Source organism: Burkholderia sp. 22313, from assembly GCF_052045245.1.
In the GTDB taxonomy this organism is placed as follows: domain Bacteria; phylum Pseudomonadota; class Gammaproteobacteria; order Burkholderiales; family Burkholderiaceae; genus Burkholderia.
The window spans coordinates 1-13192 of record NZ_JBQEON010000063.1 but is presented as its reverse complement, the minus strand read 5'-3'; the positions used below and the strand labels follow the sequence as shown (position 1 = coordinate 13192).

Genomic DNA, 13192 nt, shown 5'->3' with positions numbered 1-13192 from the left:
CCGTGCGCCTGCAGATCGGCGTGATAGCTCGAGCGCACCATCGCGCCGACGGCCGCGTGCGTGAAGCCCATCTTGTACGCCTCTTCCTCGTACATCTTGAACGTATCCGGATGCACGTACGCACGCACCGGCAGGTGGTGCTCGGACGGCTGCAGGTACTGGCCGATCGTCAGCATGTCGACGTCGTGCGCGCGCAGGTCGCGCATCACCTGCAGGATTTCCTCTTCGGTCTCGCCGAGGCCGACCATCAGGCCCGACTTCGTCGCGACGTCCGGATGCTGCGCCTTGAAGTCCTTCAGCAGCTTCAGCGAATGCGCATAGTCCGAACCCGGGCGCGCTTCCTTGTACAGGCGCGGCACCGTTTCGAGGTTGTGGTTCATCACGTCCGGCGGCGCCGCGTTCAGGATCGAGATCGCGCGGTCGAGACGGCCGCGGAAGTCCGGCGTCAGGATCTCGATGCGCGTTTCCGGCGACTGCTCGCGCACTTCGCGGATGCACTCGACGAAGTGCGCGGCGCCACCGTCGCGCAGGTCGTCGCGGTCGACGCTCGTGATCACCACGTACTTGAGCTTCAGCGCGGCGATCGTGCGTGCGAGGTTCTTCGGTTCATCCGCATCGAGCGGATCGGGACGGCCGTGGCCGACGTCGCAGAACGGGCAGCGGCGCGTGCACTTGTCGCCCATGATCATGAACGTCGCGGTGCCCTTGCCGAAGCATTCGCCGATGTTCGGGCAGCTCGCTTCCTCGCACACGGTATGCAGGTTGTACTCGCGCAGGATCGTCTTGATCTCGTTGAAGCGTGCGTTGGGCGTCGCGACTTTGGCGCGGATCCACCGTGGTTTGCGAAGCGGCTCGATCGGAACGATCTTGATCGGAATGCGCGCCGTTTTGGCCTGTGCCTTCTGCTTTTCTGAAGCGTCGTAGCGCACCGACGCGCTCGTCGAGGCCACCGTCTTCTCCGGGCTCGCATCGGTCATGTTCGCCTCCTGTCCGGCTTGCTTGGGAAAGCCGGTGGTCAACAGCCTATTTGTCGGTCGAGTCGATTGCCGTGCCGCTCCTCACTGAACCCCCATCGAAGAGCGCGCAACGTGCGAATCGCATCAAGCCGGACGGTCATATCCCGTGTGCCGGCAATTGATTTCATTCTAGAAATGACGCGCGCGTCCCTCGTCCACCCAAAGGATGATAAAAATCTCCAAGCGCCCAAAGGCGATTGGCTTTTTTCTGATACAACCCCGTTAATCTCGCCGTGCTGTCGGGCGTCGGAATTCGGGTCTACCCGGGTGCCGACGCAGCCGCGACGAGCGCCAATCCGGTCAGGATTTCGTAGATGCGAACGTCGAGTCCGCGGGCGTATGCCGCACTGAATACGAAATCGTCGAGCGTGAGCGTCGATTCCTTGACGACGAGTGAGCCCGCCTCGATTTCGTGCCGCGCGACTGCGCCTGGCATCACGGCAATGCCGATCCTGTCGACCGCCATCTTCACGATCGTCGACAGGGACCCGTTCGCGAAGATGCGCGGAGAAGGCTTGTCCCGCGTCGCAATGGCGTCCCTCAGCGTGATGTACGGATGCGTCCGCTTCGGCAGCGTGATGATCGGGAAGCGCGCCAGGGTCTCCGGCGTCAAAGGGCTGTCGCCGACATCGAGATCAGGAGACACGAGGAAGTCGACCGGATATCTGCACAAGGGCGCTTCGACAAAATCGGGATCCACCACGGGCCCGGCCAACAGAAACGCCATGTCGATCTCGCCGGACTTGAGCGCGTCTCGAAGCGCCGGCGTGATGTCGACCACGATGTCGATGACGATACGCGGATGTTCGCGATGCACACGCTCGATGAACTCGGTGAGCCACAGATGGACGATCGTTTCGGCAACACCCAGACGAACCACACCGGACAGCGTCTGAGGGCTTGCGATCGCCGAAATCAGTTCGGACTCGAGCGCCAGGAACCGCTCCGCATACTCGAGCAGAGTCCGGCCGCGGGGTGTCAACCGGATGGTCCGCGCCGCGCGTTCGAACAGCAGCACACCCAGATCGTCCTCCAGGCCGGAAATCCGGTGCGACACCGCGGATTGCGTCGTGTGCAGCTTGGTCGCCGCCTTATGAAAGCTGTTGAGCGTTGCGACCCAGTAGAAGGTTTCGAGGCTTTTCAGATTGATCATCTGTTCTGTTCACGTCGAACGTATTGCATGCTCACCTCTCTCCCTTCAGGTTTCGTACCGTCTCGATCGGCCGACGCCCGGCAATCCACACATGCCGGCATCAGGCGATTTCTACGGTCGCTTCCACTTCCACCGCCATGCCCGATGGCAAGGAATTGGCGCCGGTCGCGATACGGGCGTGCCGGCCCGCTTCGCCGAGCACGGCGAAGAACAGGTCGGAAGCACCATTCAGTACCTTCGCGTGCTCGGTGAAGTCAGCATCGCACTGCACGACGCCAGCGACGCGAACGATGCGAACGACGCGCGAAAAATCGCCGTCCAGCATTCGTCCGACGTGGCTCAAGACATTGAGGGCGCAGAGCTGGGCGGCGCGCTGCCCGTCTTCCACACTCAGGTCGGTTCCCACCTTTCCCGCATAAAGAAGATCGGCACCCAGACGCGGTCCTTGCCCCGCTATCTGAAGGTAGTTTCCCGACCGCACTGCAGGCAGATAGCTACCGCGCGGCACGCTCGCAGGCGGCAGTTCGAGGCCCAGTTCGGCGAGACGCACGTCGATCGAGGTCTTGTCCGTCATTTCAATTGCCTCCAGTCTCCGCGCTCCCCTTGCCAGTTGATCGAGTCGCCCAGCATGCGTCGAACACTCGCGCGAAGCGTACGAAGCAAGCCCTCCCATTCGAGCGCGCCGATGCCGTCCACCGCGGGCTCGGGGGCCATGAACATGCCGTCCACCCCGCCTGAATTGACGCAGCATTCGATGCAGCGAATCTCGAGTTCGGGATCATGAAACACGACAGGGTTCTCCAGCAGCGCCGACAGCGCCGCGATAATGCCCGTCGCCCCCCAGTTCGACACGTTCGCGACGACGAGGTGATCAGCCGCATTGACCGCCGCAACGCCTCCTCGCCCCGCAACACCGGTTGACGCGGCCTTCGGCGAAAACGCGGGCAGATCTGCCGCGATTACCCCCATGCCGAGTTCGTTCCCCCCATCGCCCACGCCGATATGCAGGATGCCGCGCGCCCTGCCTTGATAAAACAGGTAATCGAGGTCGGCGACGAGCCCGTCGAGCGGACGGCCGCCCAGCCCGTGGTAGAGCCCTAGCGCATTGCAACCGGGACGCTCGATCGAAATCATCACGCTGGGCCGGGTGCGTTCGAGCAGATCATCAGAAACACGATGACTGCCGTCCTTGTCCTTGGGGACGGTCCGGATGTAGACGGGCCGCAAGTACTCGATCCGTTTCACCACGCCATCGTCCGGGAACGGCATCGGCGCCAGCCCTGCGCCGCGGCAGGTCTGCACCATCATCGCCTCCCAGTCCTCGTCGATCACGATGACGGTCGGCACCCCCAGGCCCAGGAAGAATGCGCGCGCCATCAGCGCAGCGCCCACCGGACCGTCGGTTTCAGGTGCCCCGCCGCCCTCGGGGAATCCCGTGGCGATGAGCACCGGGCCGCCTTGTCGCCTTACCGCCTCGACGATTCGCTCGGCCGCGCCCATGCATGCGAATCCGGGCTGCCGCTTTTGCAGCGCCTCGTAGAGGTTGCCGATGAGCCCGACACCCGTGTAGTCGAGCGTCATGAATTCGTCGATCGTGCGCGCGACGCGTTGATACTGTTTGCTGTCTTGCTGCAGCATGGCAATTGCCTCCTGGCAGAAATGCGCTCTGGGTCGATGAATGCCGGACGGTCAGGCCAACGCACTGACGAAGATGTCGTGGTCCACGTTACCGCCGCTCAGTACCGGCACGACGGTCTTTCCGGCTACGTCGAGCTTCCCGGCAAGTACCGCCGCGAGCGGCACTGCGCCACCGGGTTCCACGACGAGCTTCAGTGTCTCGAACGCCACGCGCATCGCCCGACGCACCTCGTCATCGTCGACGACGAGACTCCCGGCCAGCAGCCGCTTGTTGATCGGGAACGTCAGCTTGCCGGGAGATGCGACCTGCAGGGAGTCGCAGATGGATCCGGCGCCCGCGGCATTGGCAACTGGCTCGCCTTTCGCAAGCGATCGTGCGTGATCGTCGAACCCCTTGGGCTCGACAGCGTAGAGGCGCGCTTGCCTGCAGTACGCGTTGATCGCCGTCGCAACCCCGGCGACCAGTCCCCCACCGCTGGCGGCCGCAAGAACCACATCAGGGACCACGGACAGGGCCTGCGTTTGCTGGACGATCTCGAGACCGACGGTGCCCTGGCCGGCCATCACCTGACGATCGTCGTAGGGGGGAACGGTCACCGCGCCTGTGCGCTCCGCGATGTCCCGGCCGATTGCTTCCCTGTCGTCCGTTTGCCGGTCGTAGAGACGTACGGTCGCACCGTAGGCCCGCGCACCTTCGATTTTTGCCTTGGGTGCATCAGCCGGCATGATGATGGTGGCCGGCATGCCGAACCGCGCGCAAACCGCCGAAATAGCCAGCGCGTGATTGCCCGACGAGAAGGCGACCACACCTTTTGGCCGCAATGCAGCCGGAATTTGCAGCACGCGATTGCATGCGCCCCGGAACTTGAAGGACCCCGTCTTCTGAAGGCTTTCCGCCTTGACGAGCACACGGGCGCCTGTCGCACGGTTGAGCACGTCGCTCTCGAGCAGGGGCGTTCGCACGACGAACGGCAGGATGCGCACATAGGCGGCTTCGATGTCGGCGACCGAAAAATCGCCGGATGAGAGATCGGTCATGGCATTCGCTCACGTTGAAAGACGTCAGCGCATTACATCAACCTCGACCGATTCGATCCAATGAAGAACAAAAATGATCACTGATCGAAATGCGTAATCAATCGGTGACACGCGTCGAACGCACGCTCGACGCGCCGGTCGAGGTCATGGTCCGACACATGAAAGCCATGCCGACGACGGGATGCGGTAACGGTCGGTTCGCCGAATCGAGCGACCGGCCTGGTTCGCCCGCGTACGGGTCAGGATTCGATCTTCCGGCCACCGAACGCGGCAAGCAGAAGCAGCACCGCGAGCAGCGCAAATGCGAGATGCAAACCGATCGCATGGGCGAAGAAGCCGACGATTGCCGGCCCGACGAGATTGCCGCCATAGCCCAATGTCGTAATCGACGAAATGGCGGCCGACGGGTCCATTGCCTTTTGCCGCCCGGCAGCGGCAAACAGGATCGGTACGATGTTCGCGCACCCGATCCCGCATATCGCGAATCCGACGATCGCTCCCGTGCCCGACGGCGCGGCGATTGCGACACCCATCCCGACCGCGCCGACGATCCCGCCCGATACGATCACCGCACGCGGGCCGAGCCGGGTAATCAATATGTCGCCGAGGAGGCGACCGATTGCCATCGTCACCGCAAACGCGGTATAGCCGAAGCCCGCGCGATCCTGCGCATACGACTTCACGGATGTCAGGAACAGCGCGCTCCAGTCGAGCATCGCCCCTTCGACGAGAAAGCAACCGATCGCAATGGCCCCCATCAAGACCACGATCCCCTGCGGCAGGATCAACACCGAGGCCGTTCGCTCGCCCGGCCCTGCCGACTCCAGGTATCGCGCATAGCGAAACATGAGCACGGCGATGACGGCCACCATCGCGCCCGCCACACCGAGCGGATTCGCTCCGGCCGACAGCAGCGATCCGCCTGCCAGCGAGCCCGCGATTCCGCCGACGCTGAACAGGCCGTGGAAGCCGGACATCAGCTGCTCCCCGCTTTGCCGCTCGATGAGCGTGGCCTGGATGTTCATTGCAACGTCGACGAATCCCAGGCCGGCGCCGAAGATCAACAGCGTGACGGCCATCGCCGGCATGCCGGACAGCGTCGCAAGGAGCGGAAGCGATGCACAAATCATCGCGGCGCCCGCACCGATGACGTTCCGGCAGCCAAACCGCTCGACTGCGCGCTGACAGAGCGGCATGCATCCAACGGCACCGATTCCAAGAAACAGCAGCAGAAAGCCGAATTTCGCTTCGTCAACGTCGAGCCGAGCTTTCGCGTAAGGGACGAGAGGCGCCCACGTTGCGACGCTGATGCCGGCGAGAAAAAATGATGCGCGTGTTGCGGCGCGTTTGTTGTTATCGCGTGCAGTCTCAACGACCATGGTTCGGGATGCGTCCGACAAATCGGACGCCTTCTGGATGAATGGATGGTGAGAAACCGGTCGTGACGTTTCTACGTCGGCCGTTACTGGCGGCCTGACGAACGACGAGCCGGAAAATAAAAAAAGATCCCGACGATTGCGCGGGATCAAAGGAGAAACGACCCAGGATGAGGCGGAACATGTCCGCCCCGGTCGTTCAACGATTCAGTCCTTGTGGCTGCGGCCAAGTCTTTCGAAGATCTCCGGGCGCAGGTACTTGAAATATTGCGCCAGCGCGATACCGACGAGCAGTACGCCAATCAGGCAGTAGAACATCCACACGTACTGCCCCGGATCGCCACCGGCCAGCACGTCGAAGTGTTGGGCGATCAGCACCACGAGCGCGATGAAGAACACCGAGGAAATCGCGGGGGCGACGGCCGACTTGAAGAAGCTGACGCCCTGGTGCCTGCCGCTTCTGGCATACCAGACCAACGACGAGATGCTGACGATGCCCATCAGAACGACGATCCCCGACGTCCCGACTCCGGAGAGTTGCCCATAGAGCAGATCCGGCTTGGCGCCCATCGCGATGAAGGGGATCAGCACGCAAAGCACCATCACCGACACCGTGATCGATGCGAGATAGGGCGACTCGTGCCTCGGATGAACCTTGCCGAGGAATCGCGGCAGCGCGCCGTCGGTGCCGAGGTTATGCATGTAGCGCGCCAGGACGTTCTGCGTTGACAGCGCCGATGCGAAGGCCGACGTCAGTACCAGCAGCGAGATCACGACATGGAGACGACCGCTGACGAACTTCGAGAAGGCGTCGGGAAACATGGCGGCAGGAGTCTTGGTCGCGATGTCCTGGACATGCGACCCATAGGCCATGATCAACGCGTACGCGCAAATCGTGTAGACGACACCGATGAAGATGACCGCACCATAAGTGGCTACCGGAATCGTCCGATCGGGCATCCGGACTTCGTCCCGGAACAGCGCGGTCGCCTCGAATCCCATGAAGAAGCCGACGATGAACAGCACCGAGAACGGCACGCTCGCGCTCTTCGACAGCTGGCTCGGCGCAAACGGCGCGGCTGCCGAGATGTCCGCCGCCCCGCCCTTCGCCAGCACGAAGAACGAGAAGACGAGACACACCGCGATCTCGAGCAACATGATCCACGTCAGCACTTTCGCCGACAACTCGACATGCAGATAGCTCAGGATCCCGCAGGCCATCCAGCACGCGATCGTGGGGATGTACCAAGGGAGAACGGCGCCGGTCGTCTCATGAAGGAGATCGGAACAGGACACGCCGAAGAACGACGTCACCCCGGCAAGCAGCAAAAAATACGATACCGCTGCGAGGATGCCCGAGCCGAGGCCGGTCGACTTCCCGATGCCGAAACTCACGAATGCATAGAAGTCGCCCGGGCGCTTGACGATGTTGTTGAGCGTCACGTAGCCGACGGAGAAGAACAGAAGAACGATCGTCACAACGACGAACAGGATCGGGCTGCTCACGCCTCCGAACATCAACGCGAACGGGATGTAACCGGATACCGTCGTCAACGGTGCCGAGAACGCGAGCACCATCAGCGCGAGCCCGATCGGCCCCATGTTTCCGGACAGCTTTTTGGGTGCAGACTCGCTGACGCGAATCTCTTGCATGTTCATCTCCATCTCCGTCCCACCTCCGTCGTTATGTGAATCTTCGTCGCACGAAAACACCTGGGAGCGTTCGTTCGCGCGTGCAAGCACCACTTGCCACTCGACTCGTCACGCCTGCAATGTCTTGTTGAATTCGTTGCAGGGATTGCGCAGCACATCAGGGATGACGCGCAGCAAGATCCATCGAGGATCGCAGTGCAGCTGCGACGGGTATTTGTCTGTCTTTTCGCTGCATTGGTCTCACGATTTCGCTTCAAGACATCTTTTATGAACAGCAAGTGAAACGATCGTCCACCTCCAAATTCAAGAGGTCCAATTGCGATTCGCGATTTGGCCTGATCGGGAAAATTGATCAGTGGCGAGTTATCCGCCATGTGAGTTCGGTCTGGATTCCGACGCGCTTGCCGGCACCGGCAGGTGAACGAAAGGTCGAACACCCATTACGACTTTTTTATTACGACCTGCGAAATAACACGAGAACCAAAGCACTCGCGACAGTCGAGCATCCTTCACATTGAAAGCGCCGATCGCATCTCCGTTGAAGTCGGCTCGGACCACATCGCCGGGAAGGGAGATCAACGGGATCCTCAAAGACGACAGCAAATACTGCGAAGACGGCCAATTTTCTGCAAATCCAGATGCCCGCCCACGGACATCCGCCCCCATTAATCCTCCTTGACACTCTATCTTTCGATATATATCTTTAGATATGTTTTTCGATACATAGGACACGATCATGCGACACACCCCCTCCCGCGGCCATGCCCGATGCGACGGTCATGGTGCGCATGCCGGCCCTGACTGGTTCGCCGGTGTCTTGCACGCGATTGGCCGCCACCGCCGCGGCCACGACCCGTTCGGCGGCGGCGGCCCGTTCGGTGGCCGTGGCGGACGCGGTGGCTTCGGCGATTTCGGCGACGACGGCATGCCGCGCGGCCGCCAGTTCAGCTCCGACGATCTCCAGCTGCTGCTGCTCGCGCTGGTGGCCGAGCAGCCGAGCCACGGCTACGAACTGATCAAGGCGCTCGACACGCGCTCGAGCGGTTTCTACAGCCCGAGCCCCGGCATGGTGTATCCGGCGCTCACGTATCTCGAGGAAGTCGGCTTCGTCGCGTCGCAGGCGGAAGGCAATCGCAAGCGCTATGCGCTGACTGACGCCGGCCGCGCGCATCTCGATGCGCAGCGCGAACGCGTCGATACCTTGTTCGCGCGCCTCACGCATCTCGCGCGGAAGATGGAATTCATGCGTCGCGCGTTCGCCGGCGAATCGGCGGGCAGCGAAGCCCAGGACGAAACCCAACCCGGCTGGCTGCCGGAGTTCGTCGAGGCGCGCCTCGCGCTGAAGCGGGCGCTGCTCCACAAGAGCGCCGCCGATGCCGACGAACAGCGGCGCATTGCGGCGATCATGCGCCGCGCGACAGCCGAGATCGAAGGCGGCACCGGCGTGTAATCCGCGCCGCCCGTCGAACCCCAAGGAGAACGGATCAATGCAGAACGCATCCGAACGCGCCGTTACCCGCGTGCGCCATACCCTCAAGTTCCGCCAGCTGCAGGTCGTGCGCGTGCACACGGTCACGCCGCACCTGCTGCGCGTCACCCTCGGCGGCCCCGGCCTCGCGGATTTCGAATCGTCGTCGTTCGACGATCACGTGAAGGTGTTTTTCCCGCCGCCCGGCGCCGAGCGGCCCGCGATGCCGACGCTCGGTGCGAACGGCCCCGAGTTTCCCGAAGGCGAGCCGAAGCCGGTCGCGCGCGACTTCACGCCGCGCCGCTTCGACCGCGCCGCCTGCGAACTCGATCTGGAATTCGTGCTGAACCATCCGGGCCCCGCATCGCAATGGGCGGCGCAGGCACGCGTCGGCCAATGGCTCGGCATCGGCGGCCCGCGCGGTTCATTCGTGGTCCCGATCGATTTCGACTGGCATCTGCTGATCGGCGACGATACGGCGCTGCCGGCGGTCGCGCGGCGTCTCGAGCAATTGCCGGCCGGCGCGCGCGTGGCGGTCGTGCTGGAAGTCGCGGATCGCACCGCGCAAATCGCGTTCGATACGCGTGCGGACGTGCATGAAATCTGGCGCTTTCGCGCCGAAGCCGACGCGGCGGACGGCGACGTGCTGCTGACCGCGGTGCGCGAGCTGCCGCTGCCGTCGTCCGGCGACGGTTACGTGTGGGCGGCAGGTGAAGCGCAGGCGATGCGCGCGGTGCGCCAGCACCTGACCGGCGAGCGCGGGATCGACAAGTCGCGCATCCGCGCGGCAGCCTACTGGAAGCGCGGCGCGGCGGCCGTGCATGAAACGCTGGAAGACTGACGCGAACGGGCGCCCGCGCATCGGCGGGCTTGGCATCGGCGGTGGGGCTGGTATATATGTATGTCTGCGACGCCGCTGTCGGGCGACAGCCGCCGCAACCTGCCCAGGAGCGCCCGGTCATGACAAAAGAAAGCCACGCTTCGCCTTTCCTTCGCAACCTGAAGATCGCCGGCTATTGCGGCCTGGCGGCCGTCGTGCTCGCGCTGTTCGTCGCGATGTGCGCGATCCTGAAGGAAAGTTCTCTCGAACGCGACAGCACCCGGCACCCGGGCGAAACGCCCGAACTTCACGAAGCGGGCGGCGGCACGTCCACGTCCGCCGAAGCGGCCAGGACGCCCGGTTGACGGCATCCGGCCTGCACGGCTCCCGCGTCGCTTGCCCGCTCAGTGCGTACGTTCGTGCCCCATCATCACCGCGTGCACGACGTCGCCCATGCGTTCGAGCAGCTCGACCACGCGTTGCCCATACAGGTGCGCGGCCAGCGCGCCGGCCGTGCCGACCAGCACGCCGCCGGCCATGTCGAACGGCCAGTGCACGCCGGCATACACACGCCCCCATGCAATCGCGACGGCCATCGCAACCATCACGAACCCGGTGAGCCGCGTGGTGCCGGCGAGCATCATGCCGACCGCGAGACTCCACGCGAACGTCATGTGATCGCTCGGGAACGAGCTGTCCGGCGCATGCGGAATCAGTTGCGTGCCGACGCCGGCCATGAACGGCCGCGGCGAGAACCAGAAATGCCCGATGACCTGCGCGAGCACCAGCGCCACGCAGGTGCCGACGCCGGCTTCGATCGCCTGGCGCCGCGTCGGGCGCTCGCCGAAGATCCAGGTCAGCAGCAGCATCACGGGCAATGCATAGACGAGCCAGTCGGCGGCGAAGATCGCGAAGCGTGCAACGCCCGGGTGCGGCGCGGCGCCAGCGTTGATGGCGGAAAACAGGGTGAGATTGAGGTTCTGCATGAATTCGGTTGCGTCGGGCGTAATGATTGGACCGGGCGGGCCGGTCGGATGCGAACGATGGTAGTGCTCACTCGCTTAAGCGTTGCTTAATGCGCCGGGCGACCGGGGATCCGTGCTCGGAACCGGGCCCGTGCGCCGCGCGCGAACGCACTTGGAGCCTGCACTGCAACACAAGTTCACACAATTGTCACATCCCCGCACGATTGTCTCCCGTAAAGCCTCACCGACTATCCCGTAAAGGCTCACCTTTTTCACATCGTGGCGTCATCGACGCATGCGACCATCGGGCCGCCGGGTGCCATCCCCGCCGTTTGTGCCGTTCATCTCAATATTTACACGGCAAATAATTCGAAATCGGCAACAATTAATTCCAGATGCGGCATCGCACAACGGCAACGCACAGGCATACGATTACGACCACTCATCCACGAAGCGATCAACAACAAGGAGTCCGCATGAAACCCAGCGATGTCCGATCGAAAGCGTTTGCGATGCCGTTGACCAGCCCGGCCTTCCCGATGGGCCCGTACCGTTTCGTCGATCGTGAGTTTCTGATCATCACGTATCGCACCGATCCCGACCGTCTGCGCGAGGTTGTCCCCGAGCCGCTGCAAATCACCGAGCCGCTCGTGCATTACGAATTCATTCGCATGGCCGATTCGACCGGCTTCGGCGACTACACCGAAAGCGGCCAGGTGATCCCCGTCGAATACAAGGGCCAGGCCGGCGGCTACACGCTCGCGATGTATCTCGACGATCACCCGCCGATCGCCGGCGGCCGCGAGCTGTGGGGCTTCCCGAAGAAGCTCGCGTCGCCCACGCTGCACGTGAACACCGATCACATCCTGGGCACGCTCGACTACGGCAAGGTGCGCGTCGCGACCGGCACGATGGGCTACAAGCACAAGGAACTCGACATCGACGAGCAGGCCAAACGTCTCGCCGGCCCGAACTTCCTGCTGAAGATCATCCCGCACGTCGACGGCACCGCACGCGTGTGCGAACTGGTGCGCTACTACATGCAGGACATCAAGATGAAGGGCGCGTGGACGGGCCCTGCGTCGCTCGAGCTGGCACCGCATGCGCTGGCGCCGGTGGCCGACCTGCCGGTGCTCGAGATCGTCGAGGCGCGCCATATCGTCGCCGATTTGACACTCGGCCTCGGCGAAGTCGTCTACGATTACCTGGCTCAGTAACCCCGGTAACACGTCCGCAGTTCCTTCTCCCTGTCAATCCTTTCACCACGGGAAATTCGAAATGAGCAACCTGAATGGCAAGACCGCAGTCGTCACGGGCGCCGCAAGCGGCATCGGCAAGGAAATCGCGCTGGAGCTCGCGAAAGCGGGCGCGGCCGTCGCGATCGCCGACCTGAACCAGGACGGCGCGAACGCGGTTGCCGACGAGATCAACAAGGCAGGCGGCAAGGCGATCGGCGTCGCGATGGACGTGACCAGCGAGGAAGCGGTCAACAGCGGCATCGACAAGGTGGCCGCCGCATTCGGCTCGATCGACATCCTCGTGTCGAACGCGGGCATCCAGATCGTCAACCCGATCGAGAACTATTCGTTTTCCGACTGGAAGAAGATGCAGGCGATCCACGTCGACGGCGCGTTCCTGACGACGAAGGCCGCGCTCAAGCACATGTACAAGGACGATCGCGGCGGCGTCGTGATCTACATGGGCTCGGTGCACTCGCACGAGGCGTCGCCGCTGAAGTCGGCGTACGTGACGGCCAAGCACGGGCTGCTGGGCCTCGCGCGCGTGCTGGCGAAGGAAGGCGCGAAGCACAACGTGCGCTCGCACGTCGTGTGTCCGGGCTTCGTGCGCACGCCGCTGGTCGACAAGCAGATTCCGGAGCAGGCGAAGGAGCTCGGCATCAGCGAAGAGGACGTGATCAAGAAGGTGATGCTCGGCAACACGGTCGACGGCGTGTTCACGACGGTACAGGACGTCGCGCAGACGGTGCTGTTCCTGTCGGCGTTCCCGAGCGCCGCGCTCACGGGCCAGTCGTTCGTCGTCAGCCACGGCTGGTTCATGCAGTAAC

At 63.3% G+C, this 13192-nt stretch carries 13 protein-coding genes; 5 read left to right on the top strand and 8 right to left on the bottom strand.

The annotated features are described in order from the left end of the window. From lipA to ACTJKF_RS30965, 7 genes are all read right to left on the bottom strand, one after another. On the bottom strand, positions 1–977 hold a 977-nt coding region (lipA, locus tag ACTJKF_RS30995), incomplete at its 3' end, for a lipoyl synthase (RefSeq protein ID WP_440628907.1). A gap of 298 nt (positions 978–1275) precedes the next feature. Beyond that, entirely contained in the window at positions 1276–2169 is an 894-nt protein-coding gene (locus tag ACTJKF_RS30990) for a LysR family transcriptional regulator (protein ID WP_440628905.1), read from the bottom strand. Positions 2170–2269: 100 nt separating this feature from the next. Continuing rightward, positions 2270–2743 (bottom strand): RidA family protein, encoded by a 474-nt coding sequence (locus ACTJKF_RS30985; RefSeq protein WP_440628903.1) that lies wholly within the window; start codon positions 2741–2743, stop codon positions 2270–2272. Next, complete coding sequence (locus ACTJKF_RS30980; protein ID WP_440628901.1) at positions 2740–3807, bottom strand: DUF4392 domain-containing protein; 1068 nt, start codon at positions 3805–3807, stop codon at positions 2740–2742. The genes ACTJKF_RS30985 and ACTJKF_RS30980 overlap by 4 nt, the downstream gene beginning before the upstream one ends. A 51-nt stretch (positions 3808–3858) precedes the next feature. Further along, positions 3859–4845: a threonine ammonia-lyase gene (locus tag ACTJKF_RS30975; protein WP_440628899.1), complete on the bottom strand. Its 987-nt coding sequence runs from the start codon at positions 4843–4845 to the stop codon at positions 3859–3861. 239 nt (positions 4846–5084) lie between these two features. Continuing rightward, positions 5085–6245: an MFS transporter gene (locus ACTJKF_RS30970; protein ID WP_440628898.1), complete on the bottom strand. Its 1161-nt coding sequence runs from the start codon at positions 6243–6245 to the stop codon at positions 5085–5087. A 183-nt stretch (positions 6246–6428) separates the two neighbouring features. Beyond that, entirely contained in the window at positions 6429–7874 is a 1446-nt protein-coding gene (locus ACTJKF_RS30965; protein ID WP_440628896.1) for an APC family permease, read from the bottom strand. Between the two features lie 736 nt (positions 7875–8610). Between ACTJKF_RS30965 and ACTJKF_RS30960 the strand changes: the two genes are divergently transcribed. The 3 genes from ACTJKF_RS30960 to ACTJKF_RS30950 all read left to right on the top strand — a co-directional run bounded on the left by ACTJKF_RS30960 (position 8611) and on the right by ACTJKF_RS30950 (position 10527). Next, positions 8611–9324, top strand: a complete 714-nt coding sequence (locus ACTJKF_RS30960; RefSeq protein ID WP_440628894.1) for a PadR family transcriptional regulator — start codon at positions 8611–8613, stop codon at positions 9322–9324. Positions 9325–9361: 37 nt separating this feature from the next. Beyond that, positions 9362–10183 (top strand): siderophore-interacting protein, encoded by an 822-nt coding sequence (locus ACTJKF_RS30955; RefSeq protein ID WP_440628892.1) that lies wholly within the window; start codon positions 9362–9364, stop codon positions 10181–10183. Positions 10184–10302: 119 nt separating this feature from the next. After that, entirely contained in the window at positions 10303–10527 is a 225-nt protein-coding gene (locus ACTJKF_RS30950) for a hypothetical protein (RefSeq protein ID WP_440628890.1), read from the top strand. 39 nt (positions 10528–10566) lie between these two features. Here ACTJKF_RS30950 and ACTJKF_RS30945 read toward each other — a convergent pair whose 3' ends face one another. Next, positions 10567–11148 carry an undecaprenyl-diphosphatase gene (locus ACTJKF_RS30945; protein ID WP_440628888.1) on the bottom strand — a complete coding sequence of 194 codons (582 nt, stop codon included), beginning with the start codon at positions 11146–11148 and terminating at the stop codon, positions 10567–10569. A gap of 455 nt (positions 11149–11603) precedes the next feature. Here ACTJKF_RS30945 and ACTJKF_RS30940 point away from each other — a divergent pair, with 455 nt between their 5' ends. Both ACTJKF_RS30940 and ACTJKF_RS30935 read left to right on the top strand, forming a co-directional pair. Further along, on the top strand, positions 11604–12344 hold the full coding sequence (locus tag ACTJKF_RS30940) for an acetoacetate decarboxylase (protein WP_440628887.1): 741 nt from the start codon (positions 11604–11606) through the stop codon (positions 12342–12344). Between the two features lie 61 nt (positions 12345–12405). Further along, on the top strand, positions 12406–13191 hold the full coding sequence (locus tag ACTJKF_RS30935; protein WP_440628886.1) for a 3-hydroxybutyrate dehydrogenase: 786 nt from the start codon (positions 12406–12408) through the stop codon (positions 13189–13191). Position 13192 lies beyond the last annotated feature (1 nt).